We start from the raw sequence: 25,144 nt of genomic DNA, 5'->3' as shown, positions 1-25,144 counted from the left end.
GACCAGTTCGGCACCCTCGCCTACGAGGACCTCTGGCCCGGACAGGGCGACTACGACTTCAACGACCTCGTCGTCGACTACAACCTCCGCTTCGCCCGCAACGCCGCCGGCGACCTCACCAAGCTCGACGGCCAGTTCGTCGTCAAGGCCATCGGCGCCGGCTACCGCAACGCCCTCGCGCTCGCGCTCCCGGTCGACGCCGCGGCGGTGGCGTCGGTGAGCGGGCAGCGCCTCGGCTCCGGCCTCTTCAGCGTCGCGAGCACGGGGGCGGAGAGCGGGCGCACGGCGGCGATCGTGCCGGTGTTCGACGACGCCAACGCGATCCTGGCGCGGCCGGGGGGCTATTTCGCTAACACGCAGACGGCGGCGCCGTATGTGGCGCCGGCGGACACGGTGGAGATCGGGCTGGTGTTCGCCGCGCCGGTGGCGGCGCCGGCGCTGTCGGTGACGTGGCTCAACCCGTTCCTGGTGAGCAACCAGGAGCGCGGTCGAGAGGTGCACCTGCCGAACCAGATGCCGTCGGAGGGAGCGGACGTAGCGCTGCTGGGGTCGAGCCAGGACCGCACGAACGAGGGGTTGGGGTTCACGTACAAGAACGAGCGCGGGTTGCCGTGGGCGCTGCACTTCGCGGACGGGTTCGTGTACCCGACGGAGCAGACGCCGGTGACGGAGGCGTACACGCGGTTCCGTGCGTGGGCGGAGTCGAGCGGTCTGACGAACGCGGACTGGTACACCAACCTGGGCCTCCGCGTGACCTCGAAGGTCTACGACCGCTAGACCTGATTGAACCGCTGAGGCGTGCGCCCGGCTTCCCTACGGAGGCTGGGCGCGCTGCGTTTTCTGCTGATCGGTAGCCTTGGTTTTCGGTGCGAGGCCGCGATCTTGAAGGACCCGATTCCGTCACCATCTCGTCACAGGGCATGTTTGTCTCCGTCGCCCTTCAAGCTGTATTGCTCTCAATGGGAGCCTTTGCTGCGTGGAAGCTGGCACCGCAAACTGCCCTCCTCGCATTGGGGTGTCTGGTCTTCGCCTCTATGCTCTCAGGCGTTGCACTCCTCATAAACACGAGCTCAGTGTTCGGAACGCTGCACTACACTCCGTTTAGCGTAACACCCTGCATCGACTACGCAGTCTACAGGTTGAGCATGCTGCCTGCTGTCCTGATCAGTCCTGCCTTTCTAGGAATAGGGACACGGACCATGCTGCGCGCCCGCGAGAAGGCCTAACACTTCTGCTTTCTCACTTCCAACTTCCCACCTCGCTCCCCCCGGCCATGCACATCGTCATCCTGACCAACGAGTTCCCGCCCCACATCTACGGCGGCGCGGGCGTCCACGTCGAGTACCTGGTGCGCGAGTTGGTCGCGGCGGACGACGGGGCACACCAAGTCACCGTCTTCAGCTTCGGCGACCAGGATGTCACGGACGGCAACCTGCGCGTGGTCGGCGTCGATCCGCAGTTTGCGCTGCCGCACCAGGACGAGCGCCACGCCAAGTTTCTCGACACCGCCGCGCGGGACCTCGTGATGGCCGGCTCGGTGCCGCTCGACGCCGACATCGTGCACGGGCACACGTGGTACAGCCACCTCGCGGGCATGCTCGCGCGGCAACTGACGGACGCCAAGCTCGTCCTGACGACGCACAGCCTGGAGCCGCACCGCCCGTGGAAGGTCGAGCAGCTTGGTGCGGCCTACCACGCCTCGTCGTGGGTGGAGCGCACGGCCTACCAGAACGCCGACGGCGTCGTGGCCGTGTCGGAGTCGATGAAGGCTGACGTGATGCAGCTCTACGATGTGCCCGAGGCCCGGCTGTCGGTGATCCCCAACGGCATCGATCCCGACGAATACCGCCCGACGGAGCGGCCGGAGTTGCTACGGCGGCTCGGCATCGACCCCGATGTGCCGTTCGTGCTCTTCGTGGGACGCATCACGCGGCAGAAGGGCATCGTGCACCTCGTACGGGCGCTCAAGGACCTCGACCCGCGCGCGCAGGTGGTGCTGGCTGCGGGGGCGCCAGACACGCGCGCCATCGCGCAGGAGATGAGCGAGGCCGTCGCGGCAGCCCGGGAGGCGCGGGCGGTAGCGGGGGCGGGCGAGATCATCTGGATCGAGGAGATGCTGCCGCGCCCCGACGTGATCGCGCTCTACAGCCACGCGGCCGTGTTCTGCTGCCCGTCGGTCTACGAGCCGTTCGGCATCATCAACCTGGAGGCGATGGCCTGCGAGACGGCCGTGGTGGCCTCGGCGGTGGGCGGGATCCCGAGCATCGTCGTGACGCCCGACGACGCGGCGGCCATCGGTGAGGCCGAGACGGGCCTCCTCGTCCCGCTCGACGGCAGCGCCGACTCGGACTTCGAGCCGCGCGACCCGGACGCCTTCGCGCGCGACCTGGCCGCTGCGCTCAACACGCTCCTCGCCGACCCCGACCGCGCGGCGGCGATGGGCCGTGCCGGTCGGCAGCGCGTCCTCGACCGCTTCTCGTGGAAGGCCATCGCCGAGGAGACGCTGCGGTTCTATGCATCCTTGGTCGATCCGGTGTAGTCCTGGCGTCTGTTCGAATACGGGGCGCAAGCGGCCGCGTCGGGGGCCGAGCCGCAGGGCGGACGGGCCCTTTTCGCAGCGGTTTAACGCATAACGGGGCCGGACGCCCGTTCAGAGCAGTGTACCTTGCTCCGCTTGACTCGTCCCACCCGTTTCGCTTTCTCGCTGACGATGCTTCCTCGACGTTCCCTTTGGCTCGGCCTCGTGTGTGCTGGGCTTTTCGCCGCCTGCGGTACGCCGCGCCCCACCACCGCGCCCGTCGTAGCCACCGTTCCACCCCCGCCGCCCGTCGCCGCCGAGTTCGCGGGCGAGTCGCTCTCGCTCGAAGACTTCGAGGGGCAGTACGCCCGCTCGGTCGGCTCCCGCGAGGACGCCGCCGCGGACACGCTCGGGGCCTACGAGGACTTCCTCGAGCGCTACGTCAACTTCCGCCTCAAGGTGCAGGCCGCGCGTGACCTCGGCCTCGACGACGACTCCAGCTACGTCGCCGAACTCGACGACTACCGCGAGCAACTCGCCCGCCCGTACCTCCTCGAACAGGAGGTCACCGAGCGGGTTGTCCAGGCGCTCTTCGACCGCCAGCAGGAGGAGGTCCGCGCCAGCCACATCCTCCTGCGCGTCACGCCGGAGGCCGCGCCCGCCGACACGCTCGCGGCGTTCACAAAGCTGTCCGCGATCCGCGACTCCATCGTTGCTGGGGCCGATTTCGCCGCGCTCGCGCAGGCCGAGTCCGAGGACCCCTCAGCGGCCACCAACCAGGGCGACCTCGGCTACTTCTCCGGTGGCCGCATGATCGAGGCGTTCGAGGTGCAGGCGTACACGGTGCCCGTTGACAGCGTCTCGGAGGTCTTCCGCACGCGCTTCGGCTACCACATTCTCAAGGTCACCGACCGTCGCGGCGCGCGCGGCGACATCAGCGCCCGCCACATCCTGATCCGCTTCGGTGGCGAGACGGCGGCTGACTCCGCCGCGGCGCTCCAGACGATCACCGAGCTGCAGGGCCGCATCGCGGGCGGCGAGGACTTCTCGACGCTCGCGCGGCAGTACTCGGAGGACCCCGGCTCCGCCGAGAACGGGGGCGACCTCGGCTTCTTCGGCACCGGCCGCATGGTGCCGCCCTTCGAGCAGGCGGCCTTCGCGCTAGAGAACCCGGGCGACGTGTCCGACATCGTCCAGACGCGCTTCGGCTACCACCTCATCCAGCTCGTCGAGGTGCAGGCGCCGCCGTCGTACGACGAGGCCTACCCGGAGCTGAAGCGGCTCGCCGAGCGCCTGCCGCGTACCGCTCGCCTCCGCGAACAGCTCGCCCAAACCTACCAGGACCAGGTCGGCTTCACCTTCGACTCGACGCTCGTGGCCGAGGCCGTCGCGGGCCTCCCGGCGGACTCTGTGGTGACGCGTATTGACCAGGACGGCTTCGGGACCTACACCGACAGCACCTTCGCCACGGTCGGCGACGCAGGCTTCACGCTCGGTCAGTTCAAGGACGGCCTCCGCACCGCGCGCCCGACAGGCCCAACCCTCGACGCGCTGCTCGGCGCGATGAGCCGCTACCTCGCCGAGGAGACGATTACCATCGCCGCGCGCGACCTCGAAGACACCGACGCGGACTTCGCCCGCATCATGAAAGAGTACGCCGACGGCATCCTGCTCTTCGCCATCTCGGAGGACTCCGTGTGGACGGTCGCGCAGACCGACACCACCGGCCTCGAAGCGTACTTCCAGGAGCGTCAGGCGAGCTACCAGTTCCCTGAGCGTCGCCGCGTCATCGCCTACTCCAGCCGCGTCGACTCCGTGCTGGCGCGCGTCGGCGAGTTCCTCGATGGCGGCGTCAGCCCGATGGGCATCCAGGAGCGCCTCGCCACGGACAGCATGAGCGTCCGCATCGACACGGTCTTCGTCTCGGAGCCGAGCGATACCGCCTACGACCGCGCCTTCGACCTGGAGATCGGTGCCCGCACCGAGGTGCTCGCCAACCGTTCGACGCGCACCATCCTCGTGCTCGACGGCATCGAACTGCCCCGTGGCAAGACGCTGCAGGAAGCCCGCGCTGAAGTGCTCACCGACTATCAGGACGACCTCGAAGCAGCCTGGGTGGCTCGCCTCCGCGAGCGCTACGACGCCCAGACCTACCCCGACGTGCTCGCGGATGCCTTCGCCGAGGAGAAAGCCGCGCTGCCCGAGATGGCGACCGAGTAGCTCTCGTGAGGCGCGCTGCCGTCGCGTCGCGCTTGCTCTGCAATATTCGGCCCCGCTCGACGGTTGTAGCGGGGCCGTTTTTTCCTTCCGCCCGCCTGTGTCCTTGCTCCGTGTCCCCGTTCGCCTGGCCCTCGTCGCGGGCCTGCTGGTCGCTGCCCTCGCGGGGCTGGCGGCGTGTGAGCGTACGGTGGTGCCGGAGAGCTACGTCGCGCGCGTCGGCGACCGCTACCTCTCGGAGGACGAACTGGCCGTTGCCATGCAGGCCCGGCCGACGGGGCTCGACAGCCTCGCTGCCCGCATGCAGGTGATCGACCAGTGGGTAACCGGCGAACTGCTCGCGCGCGCGGCCCGTGCGGCTGACCTCGCCGACAAGCCCAGGGTGGAGCGCCGCCTCCAGGACAGCGAGCGCGCCGTCCTCGCCGACGCCTACATCGAGGCGCTCTACGACGAACGCCAGCCCGCCCTCGACGACAGCGAGGTGCAGACCTACTTCGAAGCCAACCAGGAGCGCCTGAGGCTGCGCGAGCCCTACGTCCGCGTCCGCTACCTCCGCTTCGCCAGCGAGAGCGAGGCCCAGACGGCCCGCGCAGCGCTCGTGCAGGCCGTCCGCTCTGCCACACCCGACTCGCTCTGGCGGCGCGTCGCCGAGACCTACGCTGCGACCCCCACCGCGGCCATCGGGCTAAGCGAGGCCTACTTCCCCGAGAGCCAACTGCGCCAGCGTCTCCCTGACGTGGGCGCCGTCTTCCGGCAGTATGCGCCCAGCCAGATCGCGCCCGTCCTCGAACTGGGCGACCAGTACCACGTCTTTCAGGTCGTCGACCGCGCTGACGCGGGCACGCTGCCCGAGTTGGGCTGGATCGAGGAAGACCTGCGCCGCCAGATGCTCATCGACGCGCGCCGCCAGCTGATTTCCCGCGAGGTGCAGGCGCTCAAGAGCGAGGCCCAGGCCTCGGGCGCCCTCGACCTTCCCGACTGATCGCGGGGTCTTGTGCTCCGCTGCCCCTTTTTATCCCTTAGCCTCCCACCCATGCATCGCCTCCGTTTTCTCGCGTTGCTCCTCGTGCTGCCGCTGCTGACGCCCACCGCCTCAGCGCAGAACGAACAACTGCTCGACACCATCGTCGCCGTCGTGGACGGAGAGGTGGTGCTTCATTCCGAGGTGGTCTTCGTGGCCCAGCAGATCGCGCAGGGGCAAATCGCCACCGATGCGGTCTACAGCCAGGCCCTCGACGAGTTGGTCGGCCAGAAGGTGCTCCTCGCCGAGGCGCAGCGCGACACGACCATCATCGTGGAGCCCGACCAGGTCGACCAGGTGCTCGATCAGCGACTTGGGCAACTCACGCAGCAGCTCGGCAGCGAGGAGGCGCTCGAAGAGGCCTACAGCCGCCCGATCGCGCAGATCCGGCAGGACTTCCGCGACGAGATCGAGAAGCAGCTGCTCACCCAGCAGATCCGCGACCGCAAGATGCGCACGGTGCGCGTGACGCCATCGGAGGTGCAGGAGTTCTTCGACGAGATCCCCGCCGCCGAGCTCCCCGAGGTGCCTGAGATCGTGCGCGTGGCCCACATCGTGCGCCTGCCTACGCCTGACGAGGAGGCGCGCGAGGCGGCCGTCGCCGAGATCACCGCCATCCGCGATACGATCCTGACCGAGGCAGCTACCTTCGAAGACATGGCCCAGCGCTACTCCGACGATCCCGGCTCGCGCACCCGCGGCGGCCGCATCGCCAACGTGAGCGTCCGTGACCTCGTGCCCGAGTTCGGAGCCGTGGCGAGCACGCTGGAGCCGGGTGCCGTCTCTCAGGTCTTCGAGACGAGCTTCGGCTACCACGTCATGCGCCTCAACGAGCGCCGCGGCGACATGATCGACGTGAACCACGTGCTCATCCAGGTGGACGACAGCGCCGTGGACCCGGCCGAAGCCATCGGGTTGCTGGAGACGCTCCGCGACTCGCTCGTCACGCAGGAGGTCCCCTTCGAGGCGCTCGCCAAGCGCCACTCCGAGGACCCCTTCTCGGCGACGCAGGGTGGCTACGTCACCGACCCGCGCACGGGCGACCGCAACCTCCAGCTCGCGCTCCTCGGCCCGCAGTGGCAGGCCACCGTGGACACGATGAGCGTCGACGAGGTGAGCGCGCCCGCCGAGGTACAGCTTCTCGACGGTACGCGTGCCTGGCACATCGTGCTGCTGCAGCGCCGTACGCCGCCGCACACGCTCGACCCGATCACCGACTACGCGCTGCTGAGTGAGTATGCCCTCCAGGAGAAGCGCCAGAGCGAACTCGTCGCCTACATCGGGCGCCTCCGGGAACGCGTGCAGGTGATGATCAAGAGCGACCGCTATGTCGCGCCGGAGCAACGCGCTGGAACTCTGGGCGGCACCTAAGCCTAGTGCGTGCTGGTCATTGCGATCGCGCCTGAATAGTCCCCCGTTTACGCTTGCTTCCTCTGCTCATGTCTAGCCTGCCCTCCGCTTCCGATCCTGCTGCTGTCGAGGCGTTGCACGACGCCTATGGGCGGCTTCGCCGGGAAGTCGGCAAAGTGATCGTGGGGCAGGAGGCTATCGTGGAGGGCGTGACGGTGTGCCTGCTCGCGCAGGGCCACTGCTTGCTCGTGGGCGTGCCGGGCCTCGCCAAGACGCTCCTCATCCGCACCCTCGCGGACGCCATCGACCTCTCGTTCAGCCGCATCCAGTTCACGCCCGACCTCATGCCGGGCGACATCACCGGCACCGAGATCATCGAGGAGGACCCGGCGACCGGCCGCCGCTCGTTCAAGTTTGTCAAAGGCCCGCTCTTCGCGCAGGTCATCCTCGCCGACGAGATCAACCGCACGCCGCCTAAGACGCAGGCCGCGCTCCTCGAAGCGATGCAGGAGCGCCACGTCACCGCCGCCGGGCAGACGTTCCCGCTCGACGCGCCGTTCTTCGTGCTCGCCACGCAGAACCCGATCGAGCAGGAGGGCACCTACCCGCTGCCGGAGGCGCAGCTCGACCGCTTCATGCTCAACCTCTGGCTCGACTACCCGAGCTTCGAGGAGGAGGTGGCCGTCGTCCGCAACACGACCGGCGCGGCCAAGCCCGTCATCGAGCCGGTGCTGAGCCTGGATGAGTTGAAGCTGTTCCAGGACCTCGTGCGCCAGGTGCCGGTCGCGGACAACGTGATCGAGTACGCCGTGCGCCTCGCCGCGCGCACCCGCCCGGGCCGCGAGGGCACGCCCGACTTCGTCAACGAGTACCTCTCGTACGGGGCCGGGCCGCGCGCGTCGCAGTACCTCATCCTCGGCGCGAAGGCGCGGGCGCTGCTCGGCGGCCGCGTGACGCCGCTGCGCGAGGACGTGCAGGCGATGGCCGTGCCGGTGCTGCGCCACCGCATCGTGACCAACTTCAACGCCGAGGCCGAAGGCGTGACGCCGGTGGACGTGATCGGCCGGATTGTGGACTTGTGATGTTCGATTGTCGTTGTTTCGCCCGTCGAACATCGAACAGCACCCTCTGACATGATGCAGGCTCAGTCGCTCCCCGCGCCGCTGGAGGCGGCCGTGGACTCGGCGCAGGTCGACACCGCACAGGCGGACACGTCGGCCATCGGACAGCTCAACGAGGCCATCGAGGAGACGGGCCGCGCGCTCGCCGAGGGACGCTTCGACCTCGTCTACGAGCAGCTCTCGGGCATCCTCGTCTCCTTCGTGCTGGAGAACCTGCTCCCGGCGCTGCTGGTGGGCGGGCTCTTCTGGGTGATCTACAAGGTCATCACCGGCGTGCTCGACCAGGCGCTCAAGCGCAGCAAGCGGCTCGACGCGGGCGTACGGAGCCTGCTCGTGAAGTCGGCGCGGCTGCTGCTGGGTGTCTTCGGCGTGATCCTCGTGCTCGCCCAACTCGGCATCGACGTGACGGCGGCCGTCGCGGGTCTGGGGATCGCGGGCCTCGCGCTCGGCTTCGCGGCGCGCGACACGATGGAAAACCTCATCGCAGGCGTGACGGTGCTCCTCGACCAGCCTTTCCGCGTGGGCGACAACATCGAGGTAGACGGTGTCTTCGGCACGGTCACCGAGATCACGCTCCGCTCGACGCGCCTGCGGACGCTCAACGCCGAGATTGCCATCTTTCCGAACACCGTGATGATCACGAGCCGCGTGATCAACCACACGATGCTCGACACGCTGCGCGTGGTGGTGTCGTTCGGCATTGCCTACAAAGAGAGCCCGCAGCAGGCCCGCGAGGTGGTGCTCGGGATCACGGAGGGCGACCCGCGCCTGCACCCGTCGTACACGCCGAAGGTGGTCGTCACCGAGATGAGCAGTTCGAGCGTGGACATGGAGCTGCGTGTCTACCTCAACGACCCGCGTCAGGAAGTGCTGGTCCGACTTGACTACAAGGAGAAGATCTTCGAGACGCTCAAGGCCGCCGACATCGAGATCCCGTTCCCGCACCTGCAACTGTTCATCGACGAGGCGAAGGCATTCGAGGACACGCCGTTCTTGCAGCGCGCGCTCAACGACGGCGGCGGGGCGGGCGGGCGCGCCGAGGCGTAGCTTCGCCCTATGAAGGTGTGCACGTGTGAGCGCATGGGCGTGCGCGACCTGAACACGTTCATGCGTCCGCGCCTCCACACCTCGCTGCACTGAAGCTGTGCTACTCTGGTCCCGGCTCCGCGCTGAAGTGGCAGCGTACCCGCGTACGTTCTGGGTGCTGTGGGTTGGGACGCTCGTCAACCGGCTCGGGCTGGTGGTGGTGCCGTTTCTCACGCTCTACCTCACGACGGAGCGCGGGCTGCGACCGAGCATGGCGGCAGCGCTGCTCTCCGGCTACGGCCTCGGCGCGTTCCTGTCGAGCTTCGCGGGGGGCCTCCTCGCGGATCGGTGGGGGCGGCGCCCGGTCCTGCTGATGGGGCTGCTCGGCGGCGCGGCGCTTGTGGCGCTCGTGCCCTTCGCGACGGCGCTACCGGCGCTCGCCGTGCTCGTGATCGCGCTCGGGTTCGTGACGGAATCGTACCGCCCCGCGGTATCGGCGGCCATCGTCGACCTCGTAGCGGAGGAGCAGCGGACGCGCGCCTTCGCGCTGTTCTACTGGGTCATCAACGTCGGCACGGCCATCGCGCCGGTGCTCGGTGGCGTGCTCGTGCTGTGGTCCTATGACCTGCTCTTCGCGCTCGATGCCGCGACGATGCTCGTCTACGGCCTGGTGGTAGCTGCGCTGATTCCAGAGACGCGGCCCGATCGCAGCGCGGAGGACTCCAGGGCCGAGGCTGCGATCGTCTCGGAGGCTCGCGCGCTCGTTGCGCTGCGCGACCCGGCGCTGCTCGGCCTTTCGGCCTGCACGCTGCTGCTGGCGGCGCTGATGTTCCAGAGCCTCTCCGTGCTACCGCTCGTGATGGCGTCGCAGGGGCTCCCGGAGACGGCCTACGGCTTCGTGGCGGCGACGAACGGGCTCGTGATCGTGCTGCTGAGCTTGCCCATTGCGCGGCTCGTGGAGCGCCGGCCACCAAGCGCGGTGCTGGTGAGCGCGGCGCTGCTGTTCGCGGCAGGGTTTGCGTTGCACGTCCCGGCAGCCTCGCTGGCGAGCCACGCCGCGGCTACAGCGGTGTGGACGCTCGGGGAGATCGCGCTGGTGACCGTGGCGCCGGTGATGGTGGCGCGGCTCTCGCCGGACGCGCTGCGCGGGGCCTACCAGGGCGTCTACGGGGCCGCCTGGGGGCTCGCCTTCCTCGTGGCGCCGCTGGCAGGCGGGATCGTCTTTGAGGAGGTGGGCCGCGAGGCGCTGTGGCTCGGCTGTGTGGGGGTGGGCCTCGTAGCTGCGCTGGGGTTTGCGGGGTTAGCCACGCTCCTACGGCAGCCGGCCCCGGGGATGGCCTGAGTGGACGGTCGGGGGTTTCGGCGAGCGCGCGCCTGTGATTTCTGAGAAGTAGGCAAATGAACGTTTTGGATGTTTTATTTCATCCGGTACTGAAACCAGGTCCCATAGGAACCGTTTGACTGCACCCCATCTCTCAGCCGCGTTGCACTTCTCTGGCTCTGCCTTTGCGAGCACTTCTGCTCCGGGCGCATGGCCCCCAACCCTCGCCGCCATGACTTCCACCGCTCCCCATTTTGACTTGCGCGGGCGCGTCGCGCTCGTGACTGGTGCCTCCTCGGGCATCGGGCGCGCCACGGCCATCGAGCTTGCCCGTTGCGGCGCTCAGGTGGTCATCAACTACCCCTTCTTCTCCGAAGCGCCCGCCGCTCGCGAGACGCTGCGCCTCGTGGAGGAAGCGGCTCGGTCCTCAGCTGCTCGGCATCGCCACATGGCTGGGGACGGGAGCTCCGTGCCTGTTCCCGTGCTCGCGGGCCACCTCACCATGGGGGATGGCCTGGATGCCAAAGACACACCGCCGGTCGGCCTGCTGGTGCGCGCCGACGTGTCCGACGAGGACGACGTCCGCCAGATGTTCGAGGAGATCGCAGCCGTCTACGGCCCGCTCGACATCCTGGTCAACAACGCGGGCATCCAGATCGAGGCGCCGTCGCACGAGGTCACGATGGACGACTTCGACAAGGTCCTCGGTGTGAACCTACGCGGCGCCTTCATGGTGGCGCAGGGCGCGATCCGCCAGTTCCGCGCGGCGGGCAAGCCCGGCACCATCGTCAACCTGTCGAGCGTCCACGAGAAGATCCCGCGGCCGAGCTACCTGTCGTACTCGATCAGCAAGTTCGGCATCAAGGGTATGACGCAGACGCTCGCGCTGGAGTACGCCAACGACGGCATTCGCGTCAACGCGGTGGCGCCGGGGGCCACCGAGACACCGATCCAGAGCTGGCTGCACGACTCGGCACAGACGGCGGTCGTGGCCTCGCACATCCCGCAGAAGCGCATCGCGCAGCCGGAGGAGATCGCGCACGCCATTGCCTACCTGGCGTCGGACGTGTCGCGCTACGTCACCGGCCAGACGCTCTTCATCGACGGCGGGCTGACGCTCTTCGCGGACTTTCAGGAACCCTGGAGCGGCTGAGGACGGCGTATCCGCACGCCTCCACCACACCTCGGCTGCCCACCCTGCGGCCCTGCCTGGAACGGGCAGGGCCGCTCCCTTTAGGTGCCGTCTACCTCGAAGACACGGGCTTCCTCCCGCTGGAGTGCCTCGATGACGCGGGCGATGTGCTCGCTCTCGTCCACGCCGAGTTCGGCGATGCCCTGCTGGATGTCGGCGCGGCTCACCGCCGCTGCGAAAGCCTTGTCCTTGAGCTTCTTGCGCACCGACTTTACCTTCATGCCGCCCATGCGTGTAGGCCGCACGAACGCGACGGCGGTGACGAAGCCCGATAGCTCGTCCACGGCGAAGAGCGCTTTGGCGAGCAGGCTCTCGCGGGGCGTACCGGAGTAGAGCGCGTGGCCGAGGATGGCCGTACGGATGTCCTCAGAGACGCCCAGCCGTTCGAGTTCGCGCACGCCGACGTACGGGTGCTCGTCTAAGCTGGGGTGTCGCTCGTAGTCGAGGTCGTGGAGGAGGCCGGTGATACGCCACGTCTCCTCGTCCTCGCCGAAGTGCTCGGCGTAGCGCGCCATGCTCGCGGCGACAGCGAGGCCGTGGCGGCGCAGGCTGGCTGTGCGTGTCCAGTCGAAGAAGAGGGCTTCAGCGTCGGCGTAGGTCACGGGCACGAAGTTGGAAGGTGGAGTGGAAGGGCACACACGGACTACGCAACACATCCGGGCGTCGTCGTTCGAGAACCTCCGACTCAGATCGCCCCGCGTGCTTTCAGGGCAAGGTAGCGGTTGATCGTGTCGACGGTGAGCGTCTCGGGCGTGGTGAGCAGCGCGCCGATGCCGTGGCGCTGGAGCGTCCGCGCCACCTCCTCCTGCTCGTAGGCAAACTGCTCGGCGACGGTCTTGACGTAGACCTCGCTCACGCGTTCGGCGGGCCGCCCACGCAGGTCGCGCAGCGCCGTGTTCTCGAAGAAGACGACCACGAGCCGATGCTGCCGCGCGATGGCGCGCAGGAGTGGCAGCCGCCGGTCGAGGCTGGCGCGCGTCTGGAGGTTGGTGAAGAGCAACAGCAAGCCCCGCTGCGGAAGTTGGCGGCGGACCGTCGCGTAGAGCGCCTCAAAGTTGGGGTCTTGGAAGCCTGGCTGCTGCGCGTAGAGCGCTTCGAGGAGACGCGGCAACTGCGTGCGGCGGCGCGAGGCAGGCAGCACCGTCTTCATGCGCGCGTCGAAGGTGACGAGGCCGGCCTTGTCGTTCTTGAGCAGCGCCACGTTCAAGAGCACGAGCGTGGCGTTGATCGCGTGGTCCACGAGCGTCATCCCGTCGAACGGGTCGCGCATGGCCCGGCCCATGTCGATCACGGCGTAGATCGGCTGCGCGCGCTCGTCCTGGTACTGGTTGACCATCAGCGTGCCGCCGTGGCGGAGGTCGCCGCTGCGGGCGGTGGCCTTCCAGTTGATCGCGCGGCGGTCGTCGCCGGGGACGTACTCGCGGATCTGGTCGAACTCCATCGTGTGGCCGATGCGGCGCACGCGCTTCACGCCGACCTCGGCGAGCCGGTTGCTCTCGGCGAGGAACGCCCACCGGCGCATCTGGAGGAACGATGGGTAGACCTTGACCTCTTGGTCGGCCTCCGCGCGGATGCGGCGCAGCAGCAGCCCAATCGGCGAGGCAACGTAGGCGTTGATCGCGCCAAAGTGATAGACGCCGCGCTCAACGGGCCGCACGGCGTAGTCGACGGTGTGCGCAGCGCCAGGCATGAGCGGGAAGCGGAAGTCGAGGGTGCGCTCCTGGAACTGCACCGGCACCTCGTCGATGAGCCGCACGCGGACGGGGAAGGGGTAGCGGCTGACCACCCGCACGGCCACCGGGTTGGGATCGCCGTTGGAGAGCTTGTCGGGGACCTCACGCTCCAGCGCTAGGCCCGAACGGTCGCCGCCCCGCCAGAGGAGAACGGCATCCACAAGCACGGCGACTACGAGCCCGTATACAGCCAACCGCGTCACGCCCTCCACGAACGGCACCCAGTAGCCGAGCACGAACAGCCCTACGATCGTTCCGAGCACGGCGAACAGCCGCGTCGGCGCGTACAGGTCGAGCGCCGCGCGCCACCGCGCCGGAGGTTTGGCCGAAGCCCCTTCGCGCTTGCTGCCCTTCGTTCGTCCCGCGCGTTCGCCGTCAGTCACCGCGGCACCTCCACGCTCTGCACCACGCGGTCGACGACGGTGTCGATACGGACGCCTTCGATCTCGCGCTCGGGCGTGAGCTGGAGACGGTGCCGGAGCACGGGCGGCGCGATCGTGCGCACGTCGTCCGGCGTCACGAAGTCGCGGCCGGCCATCGCCGCGACGGCCTTGGCACCGGTGAGCAGCGCGAGCGAGGCGCGGGGACTGGCCCCGAGCGCGAGCGCCGGGTGGGTCCGCGTCTGTGCCACGATGGCGGCGATGTAGCCGAGCAGCTTCTCGTCGACGTAGAGCGTCCGCACGGCGGCCTGCGCGGCGAGGACCTCGTCGGCGGTGAGGACGGGCTGCACCTGCTCCAGGTCGAGCCGCCCGCCCTGCGCCTGGAAGCCCGCCAGGATGCGCGCCTCCTCCTCGGGCGTCGGATAGCCGACCTCGATCTTGAAGAGGAAGCGGTCAAGTTGCGCTTCCGGCAGGCGGTAGGTGCCCTCGTGCTCGATGGGGTTCTGCGTGGCGAAGACGTGGAACGGCGCCTGCATCGGGTAGGTCGTCCCGTCGACCGTGACCTGCCGCTCCTCCATCACCTCGAAGAGCGCGGCCTGCGTCTTGGCGGGCGCGCGGTTGATCTCGTCGATGAGCACGAGTTGACCGAAGACGGGGCCGGGGTGGAAGTCGAAGGCGCGCGTCTCGGGGTTGAAGACCGTCGTGCCGACCACGTCGGCGGGCATGAGGTCGGGCGTGAACTGGAGGCGCGCGAAGTCGGCGGAGACGGCGCGGGCGAGGAGCTTCGCCGTAAGCGTCTTGGCTACGCCGGGCACGCCTTCGATGAGCATGTGCCCGCCCGCGAGCACCGCCGCCACGAGTTCGTCGAGGAACTGCGCCTGCCCGACGAGCAGCTTGCGCACCTCGGCCTTGAGGCGGTCAACGGCGGCCGCCACGCCCGACAGGTCGGTCCGGGCCTCGAACAGCGGCGCGTAGGGTGACGGGGAAGCGTTCTGGTCCGAAGGGACCGCCGTGGATGGCTCGCCAGACCCGTCGGGCGGCAGGGGATTCGGAACGCGCGGCCCATTGTCCATAACGGTGTGAGCGGGATTGTTTTGAGGGTGAAATCGACTGGAGCCGGACGTGGCAAGCGCGCGGAATCTACGTGCCCGGTCGCCTCCCGTTTGGCTTCGGTGACCCTCGCTCTCCAACCGCATCCGACCATGCCCGTTGCTACCGTCCGCACCCTCGGCGTTCTGCTCGCCCTGTGCGTCGTCGGCGCGCTGCCGCTCCGTGCTCAAATCACGCTACCCGCCTCGCTCGAAGCCGACCGCATCGGTCGGACCGTCACCGTCGCCACGCGCCTCGTCCAGACCGACGTGAGTGCCCTTGCCGCCATTGACGGGGCGAACCAGACGTGGGACCTCTCCGGCCTGCCCTTCGGCCCGCAGGCGACGACCATCGACTTCGACTACCTCCCGTTCTCGGGCGACCTCCCGGCCGCCGATGTCGAGCCGATCCGCACGTCGGACTATGTCGTGCGCTCGGAATTCCGCGTGGCCGACCAGGTGACGACGACCTACAGCTACCGCGCGCTCTCGAACGACTCGCTCTCCACGACCGGCTCGCCCTCGGTCGGCGACGCCAACCTCGACGGCACGCCGGACACGACCGTCGTCCGTAATACGCCGCCGCTGCTCGACGCCGTCTACCCGATCACGTTCGGCGCAGCGTGGGCAGACTCGACGACGCAACGCACGCAGATTCCGGGCCTTCCAACAGAGACGGAAGCCGACGTCAAGACCGACGTGGCGGTTGACGGGTGGGGCACGCTCGTCACGCCCGACGGTTCGTTCGCCTGCCTGCGCCTCTCCCGCACGACGACGGTGAGCTTCTTCGGGAGCGACTTCGTGACGGAGACCGTCGAACTCGTCACCGCCGATGGGGTCACCGCCGTGCTCGACGTGACCAACGGCTCGGCCTCCTACAGCATCGCGACGGTGGGGGCGTCCACCGAGCAGCCCGTTCCCACGATGCCACTGAGCCTCGACGCCGCCTACCCGAACCCGTTCGCGACGACGACGCGCCTCGCCGTGACGCTGCCACGCGCCACCGAGGCGACGCTCGTGGTCTATGATGTCCTGGGACGCCGGGTCGCCACGCTGGCAAACGAGCAGTCCAGAGCAGGCACGCAGGCATTTGCGTGGACGCCGGACGCGGCGCTGGCGAATGGGGTCTACGTGGCGGTGCTTCGCGCGGACGGCCAGACCGTGAGCCGGCGGCTGTCGCTCCAGCGCTAAATCGGTCCGCGCATCTAGCGCGCGGCACACTCCGCGCGGGCTGGGGCGACGGCATGTGGTGGTGTTCGTCGCTCCAGTCTGCCGTGGAGGCTGTGCGCGTAGCCACGCTAGACCTGCATCAGCGCGTGCAGCCGCCGGTCGAGTTCGAGCAGGTCGTCGTCGGACACCGCGCGGGTTTCGGCGCGGCGGAGGCGTGCAAAGAGGGCGACGATCTCGCCCTTGTTCTGCCCGAGTCGGACGGCGACCTGCGCGGCGCTCTCGTCGGAGAGGTCGAGGCCGTCGAGGTGGGTGCGGCGGCGGAGGCGGTCGAGGAGGACGCGCCGTTGCGTGGCGGCCAGGGCCCGCGTGTCGCCGCGCGTGTGGTGGAGCCGGCCCACACTCTCCACAAAGCTCGCCATCGCGTTGGGAGGCGGCGTGACGACGGGGACGGGGCGTTGCCAGCGCCGCGCCCGGAGCAGAAAGAACAGCAGCACCGTCACGAGGGCGAGGACGTAGGCCCAGCGCAGCGCTGGCGTCGCGAAGACGTAGCGCAGCGGCGACGTGTCGAGGTCGCGGCCGGGCTTGTAGTAGCTGTCCCAGAGCACCGGCTGGTCGGGGAGGTAGGCCATCGCCGCGGCGAGGTAGGATGCGGCCTCGCCGGTGCCGTCGCGGTCAGGGTCGTCGGCAAGCAGCACCACGTTGGAGAACACCGTCGGCGTGGTGAGCAGCAGGACCTGCCCGTCACCCACGGGAAGCCGGGCGAAGTTGGCCCAGTCGTCCGCCGTCGTGCCGAGGACCGTCGCGCCGCCGTGGTCGAGCTCGCTGAAGCGCCACACGGGCACCTCTGCCTTCAGGTCGAAGTGGCCTGCATCCAGACGGCCTCGGGCGAGCGAGGGACTCGCTAGGCGCAGCGTGGTGTCGGTGCGCACGAAGCGCCAGCGCTGCGTGGCGGGGTCGTTCTCCGGGTCGAACGTCTCGTTGGGGCGGCGTCCCGAGAAGCGTGTCACGACGCCGAGCGTGTCGGCAAAGGTGCCGCGTATCCGCTCGGCCGCTACGAACACCGTGTTGCCCGCCGCGGCGAAGTCGAGCAATTCGGCGGTCTCGATGGGGTCCGGCACGAAGGTGTCGGTGACGAAGACGTAGGTGTGCCGGTCGGGCGGTCCTGTGTCTTCGGCTGCGGCGTCGAGTGCGCGGAGGCGGACGAAGGGCGGCTGCGTGACGCGCTCCACCGAGAACCAGTCGTCGAAGAGGCGCCAGGCGATGGCCGCTCCGTAGGGCCGCGTGTCGTCGTGGAGGAAGCTGTAGCGCCAGTCGATGGGCGTCTCGCGCGAAACCTCGGCGAGCGTGAGCAGCACGAAGAGCGCCGCGATGACCGCGATGATGCCCCGGCGACTCATGGGCGGCGTGCGGGCTGGGTGGACGCCTCGTCGGTCGTAGCGGCACCTGGGGCGGCACCCGGGGCGGTACTGCCAGGCGAGGCAGCGCTGAGCGCGGTCTGCGCGACGTCCTCCATCGACACAGCGAAGCGGCGGCGGACCTCGGCGTAGAGCGCGGCGTCCACGTTGAAGTCGCCATACCAGGCGGCCTCGAAGAGGCGCGTGAGGTCGCGGAAGGCCGGGACGAGGTCGGCACGCGAGCCGCCTTCGAGCGCGAGCGCGTAGGCGCGGTTGGTGGTGGCGGGCGTCCACACGATGAGGTCGCGCTCGGCCAGCGCTTGGAGGAGCCGGAGGTAGCGAAGGCGCACGGCGAGGGGCCACGCCTCGGTACGCTCGGCGTCGGTGAGCAGTGCGCCGAGGTCCACCTCGTCGAGCGCCGTCAGGTCGTCGAGTGCCTCGACGGTGGCGGCGGCGCGCTCGCGGCGCTGGAAGACCCCTCCGAAGTCAGCCCCGAGCAGCTTCAGGAAGGCGAACACGAGCGCGGCGATGGCGATGCCGTAGATGACCCACCGCTGCACGTCCGGGGACACCGACTCGCCCGCCGGGCGGAAGAAGCGGTCGTTGAGCCACTGCATCAGCCGGTCCCACAGCGACGGCTGCTGCGTGACGACGCGGTCGTAGGCAAAGTCAGGGTCGGCACGGAAGCCGTCGAGCACGGGAGTCGCCACCGCCCGCGGCGCGAGGGCCGACGAGTCACGCGGCAGGGCGGCCACCGACACCGACCGTTTGTCGGCCAGGGCCGCCGCACGCTCGATCTTCTCGGAGCGTTCCGATGTGGCGGTCTCCGTCGGTTTCGTCTGCGCCAGCGCCGGAACAGCCGTGGCGAACACCAGCGCGAGGACGCTGAGCCGGAGCAAAAGGAGAGGGGACGGGCGGGGCATGACGCCGGAAGCTACACCCTGCCGCAGCGCGAACGCGGGCGCGCCTCGCCCATGAGCAGGGTACTGGAACGTCGCGTGGCTCATCGATGCGGTTACCAGGACGGCGGCGCGTTTGGGGCGTCGAGGTCGTCCAGCGCGTCCACACGGGCGCTCAGCGTGACGTCCTCGGCCTGCTCGACCAGCGAGCCGTAGAGCAGCGCTGCACCCGTGTTCCAGAAGAAGATGCCGACGACTGTGAGCGCGAGCAGGGTGAGCGCCATCGGCACGAACGCAAGCGCGCCGACGAGACCGCTCAGGCCCAGCGACGCCACCACCAGCCCGCCAGCGAACCCAGGCACGAAGGAGGCGACGAAGAAGCCGACCATCAAGAGCAAGTAGAGCAGCAGCGTGGTGAGGAAGGCCTGGCCCCAGCGTAGCTTCACCAACTCGTAGGCGCGTGCGATCGATTCCACGAGCTCGGCCCCGCGCAGCGTGTAGATCGCAGACGGGAGAAGGAGCACGGGCAGAAAAGCGACGTAGAGAATGAGGTAGACCAGGATGCCCAGGAGAGGGACAAGCGTGACCAGTTGCGCAACGCCCGACAGCAGCGCGATCAGGATGGCCAGCCCGAAGAGCGGCCAGAACAGGTGCCCGGTTTCCGCGCGGAGCAGGCTGGGCGTCACCATGCCGGGGCCCTCCTCGTGGTAGAGCCGGAGGTAGGCATAGCACGCCGCGTTGAAGAGCAACAGGGTGACGGCCAGGCCGATTGCACTCAGTACGGCGAGCGTCACGCCGAGCCCGATGCTGACGTCGCCAACCAGCAGCCAGAGCGCCGCGGTGCCCGCCAGCAGCGACGCTGCGAACACCGGGCCGACGAAGCCGCTGATCCCTTCGAGCAGGTCGCGGAGGTTGGTGCGGACGAACTCGATGGCGTCGCCGATGACCTGGGTGGCCGTGCGCGGCGCGAAGAAGCGGAGCCCGTCGAACTCATCGAACGCGTTGTCGAACGCGTCGTTGCCAAACGGGTCGTCGGTGCGATAGGCGTCGTCCATAGGAGGCGAGCGGGTATGGGTGGGAGGGGCGTCGAGGTAGCTGGATCGATAGGCCCCAGCTGAAACAGCGCAACGCCGGGTGAACACGGCGCTCGGCGGTTCACCAGCCTTCGGAGTTGGCAGGCGGGTCGCGGTCGTCGAGGTCGTCCACGCGGCGCTTCAGGTCGACGGCCTCCGAGCGCTCGACGAGGTTGAAGTAGTGCAGCGTCGCCGTGATGACGGGGAGCCCATAGATCGGGTAGAGCAGCAGACCTAGGGCGCCGCTGGCCACCGCGACCACGTTGCCCATCAGGTCGCCCAGCGCGAACGCGAGGACGATCGCCGGCACCGACACCAGGGTCACGAGCACGAAGACGACGATCATGATCAGGATCACGGTCAGCAGCGAGGCACCCCAGTGCCCCTTCATCAGCGTTCGGGTCCGTCTGAAGGCGCTGCCCAAGCCCTCGGCGTCGAAGACGCGCGCGACCGGCCACATCCACATGATCGGCCCGAGAAACAGGAGGCCCCCGAGAAACGCGATCTGTCCGAGACACGGGAGGATGTTGGCGAAGACGAGGACGGTCACCAGCGCCGTGGTCGCGATCATCACGCCGCCCACGGGGAGGAGCAGCGGCTTCGTCGCCTCCCACAGAACGCCCGGCGGAATCGACCCAGCCTCGCCGTTGCGGTAGCGCTGGAGATACGCCAGGGTGGCGGCCTGCATGAGCACGAACACGACCAAGCCCAGCACCGAGGAAAGGGCTACCAGCCCCAGCGACGGTCCCGCGCCCAGAGCCTCGGGGTCGAGCTCGCCGCTGAGCATCGCCGTGAGCATCTCCATCGACTGCGCCTGCGCGCCCGAGACCACCGAGACGACGAGGTTGAGCACCACGATCGGCAGGACGAGCACGATGATGCCCACAGCATACTCGCGTCCGCTGTGCCGCAGGAAGTCGAACGTGTCGCTGAGGGCGTCGCCGACCTGCCGGCGCCTCAGGAAGGGAATGCGCGTCCCGGAGAACGATGCGTCGTCGTAGTAGTCGCTCATGGGGTCGAGAGAGAAGGTCGAGCAGGAGCAGAGGTCAGGGCGAGGCGACCGCGGGCACGGCCTTCGCTATGGCCTCCGTCACGGCCTGCGCTGCAGGCAGCCGTGCCGCCTCGTCCTCGCGATGGCAGCGGATCGGGAGCGCGACGAAGTACCACAGCAGGAACGCCGCCGAGGCACCGATGATGAGCACGCTCAGCACGGTCGGCATCTCGGTGTAGCGCGTCACGAAGCTCTCCAGCAGCCCCGCGGCCATGAAGATGGGCACCAGCCCGATGATGAGCTTGAGCCCCTGCCGCGCGCTGTGCAGAAAGGCCACGCCGCGCGGGTAGGTCCCCGGCGCGAGCAGCCCCCGCGCCATCACGAAGCCCGCGCCGCCCGCGAGGATGATCGCGCTGATCTCTAGCGTGCCGTGGATCCAGATGGTCAGCACGGACTCCAGAAAGACGCCCTCGTAGAACGCGTTCTGCTGGTAGAAAAACCCCTGGAAGGCGCCGACCATCACCCCATTGACGAGCAGGATGTAGACCGTGCCGAGCCCGGCGAGGATGCCCCCGGCGAAGGCGAGAAACGAGACGCGGATGTTGTTGATCGTAATCCCGAACGTCATGTCTACCTGATGCGCGTCCTTGTAGACGGCCATCGGGTCGCCCGCCTCAATGTTGGCGAGCGTCATGTTGACGTAGAAGTCGCCAAGGATCAGGCGCACGAACGTGGGGTCGCTCATCGTCGAGAGCACCCCGATGGCCACCATCGTGAGGAAGAGCGCGGCAGCGGCGAGGAGCGGGACGCGCTCGGCGTAGACCACGCGCGGCAGTTCCTCGCGCCAGAAACGGGCGACGCGGCTCCGTGCCTCCCGGCGGGTCCGGTGGAGGCGCGCGTGAGCCTGCCCGGCGAGGTCGTTGAGGTAGCGCGTCGTGGGCGAGCGCGGGTAAAACGTGCGGCTGTAGGCGAGGTCGTCGAGGAGGCGCACGTAGGCCTTGGCGAGCGCGTCGGGGGACGCGTCGCCGTCGGCGAGCGTGGTTTCGAGGGCCTGCCAGGCCTCGGCGTTCTGTCGGACGAAGGTGACTTCGCGCACGGGAGCGGTCGGCTGGGGAGCCGGTGGCGATAGGGAAGAGCGGTTTGGAGCGGCGAAGCTACGGCACGGGTGGGCCTCGGCTGGCACGGAGTTCAATGCCCGCGTCGATGGGTACGCAGAAACAACCCGTGCGCTACCGAAGCAGCGCGATGGAGGCTATGTTGCGGGCATGCGCACGCACCCTCATCGTCTCGCCTTCGCTCTGGTACGCGCCACGTGCCGTCTTCTGCTGTTCCTCGCGGTGCTCGCCGCGACGAGTCCAGGTGCGGCTGCGCAGACCGCGCCGCGCTGGCCAGCAAGCGCACTACTGATGGACGACGCGCCGGTGGGCAAGGTAGAGGCGAGCGAGGCGATCCTCGACCTGCCGCCTGGCTTCTACCGCGAGAACGCGGCCTCGGGGGCCGTCTTCGACACGCCCGTCGACCTGGCGGTTGCGCCGGATGGGCGGCTGTTCGTCGCCGAGAAGGGTGGACGCGTGTTCATCGTCGAGGACGGGGTCAAGCTGGATGTCCCGTTCCTCGACGTGAGCGCCGAGGTGCTCGACCACCACGACCGCGGCCTGCTCGGGCTGGCGCTCGACCCGGCGTTTGCCCAGAACGGGCACGTCTACCTCGTCTACGTCGTCGATCCCGACGGAGGCACCGGCTCCGACGAGGACGCTGAGCGCTTCGACGCCTTCGGGCGGGTGACGCGCTACACCGCGTCCGCCGCCGATCCCAACCGCGCCGACCCGGCCTCGCGCCGCGTGCTCCTCGGCGACACGTTCGCAGCGGGCATCCCGGCGTGCTACCTCTCGCACACCATCGGCACCATCGCCTTCGGGGCGGACGGCACGCTCCTCGTGGGCACGGGCGATGCAGCGTCGTACGAGGAGCCGGACACGGGCGGGCTCTACCCGGAATGCTTCGGGGCCGGACGGCTCGCGGCGACGGACGATCTCGGGGCCTATCGGTCGCAGCACCTCGGTAGCCTCGCGGGCAAGATCCTGCGCCTGGACTCGGCGACGGGCCTCGGGCTGCCCTCGAACCCGTTCTGGACAGGAGACGGTACCGACGCCGCATCGAAGGTGTGGGCCTACGGGCTGCGCAACCCGTTCCGCTTCGCCGTGGAGACAGTCACCGGCAGCGCGGACCCGGACGACGGCAGCCCCGGCACGCTCCACATCGGCGACGTGGGGTGGTACAGCTGGGAGGAGCTCAACGTGGCGCGCGGCGGCGAGAACTTCGGCTGGCCGTGCTTCGAGGGGCCGGAGCGCCAGGACTGGTACGAGCGCACCGCGCCGCCCGCCGGGTACGACTGCACCACGCTCGACCACACCGAGCCAGCGGGCCGGTGGAGCCATCAGGACCCCAGCCTCTCGTCCCTGCCAGGCCTGGAGAGCCGCTCGCTCGTCGGCGGGGCGGTCTACGAGGGCACGGCCTACCCAGCGCGCTACCACGGGCGCGTGTTCTATGCCGACTACCCCTATCGCTGGATCGGGACCGCCGTGTCGACGGCGCAAGGCTTGGTGGAACACGAAGTCTTTGGCACCAACGCGGGCTTCATCGTGGCGCTGCGCTACGACCCCGCCTCTGAGTGGCTGCACTGGATCGACATCGTCTTTAACCGAGTCTACCGGCTGGGCTATGACGGAGCCGACACGAACGCCAGCCCCGTGGCTGTGGCCTCGGCGAGCGCACCCTTCGGCGATGCCCTCCGCACGGTCGCGTTCGACGGCCGCGCGTCGTTCGACCCCGAAGGCGGCGCGCTCACCTACGTCTGGACGTTCGGCGACGGCACGACGAGCGATGCCGTGGCCCCGACGCATACCTACGCCGAGCCGGGCGCGTACACCGCCACGCTCGTGGTGACCGACCCTGAGGGAGCCTCAGCGCGCTACTTCCTCGACGTGGTGGTCGGCTCCGCGCCGCCGCTGGTGGTCGCGCTTCGGCCCGAGGACGGCACGACCGTGCCCATCGGCGGTGCGGTGCGCCTCGATGCCGACGTGCGCGACCCCGAGGGCGAGGCGGTGACCGTCCGCTGGGACGTGCTCCAACTCCACGACATCCACGAGCACCCGGACGTCTTCGAGGCCGAGGGGCCGTCGGTGCTATTCCCGATTCCCGACCACGGCATCCCCGGCGACTACGTCGGCTACCGCGTCCGCCTCACCGCTACCGACCCGGTGGGCGTCACCACCGTGCGCGACGTGATCCTGCACGCCGAGACGCCGCATGGCCTGCCCGAGGGCTGGCACACGCGCGACCTCGGCACCCGCACCCCCGGCGACGCCGACTGGCAGGACGGTACGCTGACGCTCACCGGCACTGGCCTCGCTCCCGACAGCACCCGCGACTACGCCCGCTTCGCCTACCAACGCCTCGACGGCAACGGGGTCTTCGAAGCGAGGCTCGACGCGCTCACCGGGCCGCCGGACGCCGTCGCGGGCGTGATGCTGCGGGCCGGGCTACGAGGTCGCGACGCGATGGCGTTCGCTCAGGTAGGTACCGACGGCACGCCCAGCCTCCGCGTGCGCCCTACCGAAGGCGACGCGGGCCGTGTGCTCCCGTGCGACGCCGGGGCGATGCCCGACCGCCTTGCGCTCGAACGTGTCGGCTCGACGGTGCGGATGCTCGTGGCGGCAGGGGAGAAGCCGCTACGGCCGTGTGCGACCGCGCAGATCGAGGCGGACGCGGTCGTCTACCTCGGCGTGGCGGTGGCGAGCCACGACGCCGAGCGCGCCGCCCAGGCCCGGTTCGTCGAGGTCGAGGGCGTACGGGTGAGCACCGACGCGCCCGTGCCGACTGCCCCAGCACTCCGTATCGCCGAAGTCTACCCCAACCCCACGCGCGACCTGCTCCACCTGCGTCTCGACGCGCCCAGCACGACCCCGCTCCGCATCGACGTGCTCGACGTGCTGGGCCGCCGGGTGCGCACGGCTACGGTTGTGCCGGGCGACGCGACGCTCGACGTTCGTGGCTTACCGCCTGGGACTTACACGCTGCGGGTGCAGAGCGACACCGACATCGTGCACACGCGGGTTACGGTGCTGTAAGTCACCGGCCTCCTTTGCGCTCGTCGATCAGTCCGACATAGCCCTGGTCGAACGTTGGGAACGCTAGCTGCTGGTCCCCGCGGCACCATCTGATCCAACCAGTCGCCTGGGTGACGGGGCGGACACGAAGTCGGCAGTCGAGCGGACTGACGCGTAGCCAGTCGCCTTGCACATCCTTAACGCGGAAGCAGTCCTCGCCTCTCGCTTCAACCGCCTCAGCGGCGTCATCTGGTTGAATACGCACGGGTTGTTCGTAGACGGGGAAGCCATCGGCGTCAAACACTGTCCTTGGCCCGTTTTCAGTCTGGATCCATGACGCAGCGCGTCCAACGAGGGTGCTCGAGTGGTATAGCTCTTCCCAGGTGAACGCAGCTACGTATCGCTCGTCTCGGATCCACAACGTTGTATCGGATTCCTCATGGACGACAACATGCAGCCACTTCCCTCGCTCACCGACCCAGCGAAGACCGAACGCAGATTTGTGTGGCCTATGAGCGAATGGACTGAACCAGACAGAGTC

The 25,144-nt window shown here is 69.0% G+C and carries 19 protein-coding genes; 11 read left to right on the top strand and 8 right to left on the bottom strand.

Features of this window, described 5'->3' with window-relative positions; translation table 11 throughout:
* The 9 genes from AAFU51_12010 to AAFU51_11970 all read left to right on the top strand — a co-directional run.
* Positions 1-777 (top strand): LruC domain-containing protein (locus tag AAFU51_12010; GenBank protein ID MEO1571983.1); only part of this gene is annotated, 777 nt, incomplete at its 5' end.
* Positions 778-1,273: 496 nt separating this feature from the next.
* Entirely contained in the window at positions 1,274-2,539 is a 1,266-nt protein-coding gene (glgA, locus tag AAFU51_12005) for a glycogen synthase (protein ID MEO1571982.1), read from the top strand.
* 171 nt (positions 2,540-2,710) lie between these two features.
* Positions 2,711-4,738, top strand: coding sequence for a peptidylprolyl isomerase (locus AAFU51_12000; protein MEO1571981.1), 2,028 nt, complete (start codon positions 2,711-2,713; stop codon positions 4,736-4,738).
* A 97-nt stretch (positions 4,739-4,835) separates the two neighbouring features.
* On the top strand, positions 4,836-5,717 hold the full coding sequence (locus AAFU51_11995) for a peptidylprolyl isomerase (GenBank protein MEO1571980.1): 882 nt from the start codon (positions 4,836-4,838) through the stop codon (positions 5,715-5,717).
* Between the two features lie 51 nt (positions 5,718-5,768).
* Positions 5,769-7,127, top strand: coding sequence for a peptidylprolyl isomerase (locus tag AAFU51_11990; GenBank protein MEO1571979.1), 1,359 nt, complete (start codon positions 5,769-5,771; stop codon positions 7,125-7,127).
* Positions 7,128-7,195: 68 nt separating this feature from the next.
* Complete coding sequence (locus tag AAFU51_11985) at positions 7,196-8,188, top strand: MoxR family ATPase (protein ID MEO1571978.1); 993 nt, start codon at positions 7,196-7,198, stop codon at positions 8,186-8,188.
* 51 nt (positions 8,189-8,239) lie between these two features.
* A complete protein-coding gene (locus AAFU51_11980; GenBank protein ID MEO1571977.1) occupies positions 8,240-9,274 on the top strand; it encodes a mechanosensitive ion channel family protein in 1,035 nt (344 codons plus the stop codon).
* Positions 9,275-9,371: 97 nt separating this feature from the next.
* Positions 9,372-10,595, top strand: coding sequence for an MFS transporter (locus AAFU51_11975; protein ID MEO1571976.1), 1,224 nt, complete (start codon positions 9,372-9,374; stop codon positions 10,593-10,595).
* A gap of 211 nt (positions 10,596-10,806) precedes the next feature.
* Positions 10,807-11,727, top strand: a complete 921-nt coding sequence (locus tag AAFU51_11970; protein ID MEO1571975.1) for an SDR family oxidoreductase — start codon at positions 10,807-10,809, stop codon at positions 11,725-11,727.
* A gap of 80 nt (positions 11,728-11,807) precedes the next feature.
* Here the strand turns inward: AAFU51_11970 and AAFU51_11965 are convergent, their stop codons facing one another.
* From AAFU51_11965 to AAFU51_11955, 3 genes are all read right to left on the bottom strand, one after another.
* A complete protein-coding gene (locus AAFU51_11965) occupies positions 11,808-12,374 on the bottom strand; it encodes an HD domain-containing protein (GenBank protein MEO1571974.1) in 567 nt (188 codons plus the stop codon).
* A 77-nt stretch (positions 12,375-12,451) separates the two neighbouring features.
* Positions 12,452-13,882, bottom strand: a complete 1,431-nt coding sequence (locus tag AAFU51_11960; GenBank protein ID MEO1571973.1) for a DUF58 domain-containing protein — start codon at positions 13,880-13,882, stop codon at positions 12,452-12,454.
* Entirely contained in the window at positions 13,879-14,952 is a 1,074-nt protein-coding gene (locus tag AAFU51_11955; GenBank protein ID MEO1571972.1) for a MoxR family ATPase, read from the bottom strand. The genes AAFU51_11960 and AAFU51_11955 overlap by 4 nt, the downstream gene beginning before the upstream one ends.
* A 129-nt stretch (positions 14,953-15,081) precedes the next feature.
* Between AAFU51_11955 and AAFU51_11950 the strand changes: the two genes are divergently transcribed.
* Complete coding sequence (locus AAFU51_11950; GenBank protein MEO1571971.1) at positions 15,082-16,158, top strand: T9SS type A sorting domain-containing protein; 1,077 nt, start codon at positions 15,082-15,084, stop codon at positions 16,156-16,158.
* Between the two features lie 107 nt (positions 16,159-16,265).
* On the opposite strand, the gene AAFU51_11945 is transcribed toward AAFU51_11950, so the two are convergent.
* From AAFU51_11945 to AAFU51_11925, 5 genes are all read right to left on the bottom strand, one after another.
* Entirely contained in the window at positions 16,266-17,534 is a 1,269-nt protein-coding gene (locus AAFU51_11945; protein MEO1571970.1) for a DUF4350 domain-containing protein, read from the bottom strand.
* Positions 17,531-18,454 carry a DUF4129 domain-containing protein gene (locus AAFU51_11940; protein MEO1571969.1) on the bottom strand — a complete coding sequence of 308 codons (924 nt, stop codon included), beginning with the start codon at positions 18,452-18,454 and terminating at the stop codon, positions 17,531-17,533. Before AAFU51_11940 ends, AAFU51_11945 begins: the two co-directional genes overlap by 4 nt.
* Before the next feature lie 92 nt (positions 18,455-18,546).
* Positions 18,547-19,485: a hypothetical protein gene (locus tag AAFU51_11935; protein MEO1571968.1), complete on the bottom strand. Its 939-nt coding sequence runs from the start codon at positions 19,483-19,485 to the stop codon at positions 18,547-18,549.
* A gap of 100 nt (positions 19,486-19,585) precedes the next feature.
* Positions 19,586-20,515: a hypothetical protein gene (locus tag AAFU51_11930; GenBank protein MEO1571967.1), complete on the bottom strand. Its 930-nt coding sequence runs from the start codon at positions 20,513-20,515 to the stop codon at positions 19,586-19,588.
* 34 nt (positions 20,516-20,549) lie between these two features.
* A complete protein-coding gene (locus tag AAFU51_11925; protein MEO1571966.1) occupies positions 20,550-21,590 on the bottom strand; it encodes a stage II sporulation protein M in 1,041 nt (346 codons plus the stop codon).
* 169 nt (positions 21,591-21,759) lie between these two features.
* Here AAFU51_11925 and AAFU51_11920 point away from each other — a divergent pair, with 169 nt between their 5' ends.
* Positions 21,760-24,624: a PQQ-dependent sugar dehydrogenase gene (locus tag AAFU51_11920; protein ID MEO1571965.1), complete on the top strand. Its 2,865-nt coding sequence runs from the start codon at positions 21,760-21,762 to the stop codon at positions 24,622-24,624.
* The last annotated feature ends 520 nt before the right edge of the window (positions 24,625-25,144 follow it).

Source organism: Bacteroidota bacterium (genome assembly GCA_039821555.1).
In the GTDB taxonomy this organism is placed as follows: Bacteria; Bacteroidota; Rhodothermia; order Rhodothermales; family Rubricoccaceae; genus JBCBEX01.
This window is presented reverse-complemented; position numbering and strand designations above follow the sequence as displayed.

Excerpts from the sequence above, each read along its gene's own strand:
- glgA (MEO1571982.1), top strand. The coding sequence starts at position 1,274 with ATGCACATCGTCATCCTGACCAACGAGTTCCCGCCCCACATCTACGGC.
- AAFU51_12000 (MEO1571981.1), top strand. The coding sequence starts at position 2,711 with ATGCTTCCTCGACGTTCCCTTTGGCTCGGCCTCGTGTGTGCTGGGCTT.
- AAFU51_11990 (MEO1571979.1), top strand. The coding sequence starts at position 5,769 with ATGCATCGCCTCCGTTTTCTCGCGTTGCTCCTCGTGCTGCCGCTGCTG.
- AAFU51_11985 (MEO1571978.1), top strand. The coding sequence starts at position 7,196 with ATGTCTAGCCTGCCCTCCGCTTCCGATCCTGCTGCTGTCGAGGCGTTG.
- AAFU51_11980 (MEO1571977.1), top strand. The coding sequence starts at position 8,240 with ATGATGCAGGCTCAGTCGCTCCCCGCGCCGCTGGAGGCGGCCGTGGAC.
- AAFU51_11970 (MEO1571975.1), top strand. The coding sequence starts at position 10,807 with ATGACTTCCACCGCTCCCCATTTTGACTTGCGCGGGCGCGTCGCGCTC.
- AAFU51_11955 (MEO1571972.1), bottom strand. The coding sequence starts at position 14,952 with ATGGACAATGGGCCGCGCGTTCCGAATCCCCTGCCGCCCGACGGGTCT.
- AAFU51_11950 (MEO1571971.1), top strand. The coding sequence starts at position 15,082 with ATGCCCGTTGCTACCGTCCGCACCCTCGGCGTTCTGCTCGCCCTGTGC.
- AAFU51_11945 (MEO1571970.1), bottom strand. The coding sequence starts at position 17,534 with ATGAGTCGCCGGGGCATCATCGCGGTCATCGCGGCGCTCTTCGTGCTG.
- AAFU51_11940 (MEO1571969.1), bottom strand. The coding sequence starts at position 18,454 with ATGCCCCGCCCGTCCCCTCTCCTTTTGCTCCGGCTCAGCGTCCTCGCG.
- AAFU51_11935 (MEO1571968.1), bottom strand. The coding sequence starts at position 19,485 with ATGGACGACGCCTATCGCACCGACGACCCGTTTGGCAACGACGCGTTC.
- AAFU51_11930 (MEO1571967.1), bottom strand. The coding sequence starts at position 20,515 with ATGAGCGACTACTACGACGACGCATCGTTCTCCGGGACGCGCATTCCC.
- AAFU51_11920 (MEO1571965.1), top strand. The coding sequence starts at position 21,760 with ATGCGCACGCACCCTCATCGTCTCGCCTTCGCTCTGGTACGCGCCACG.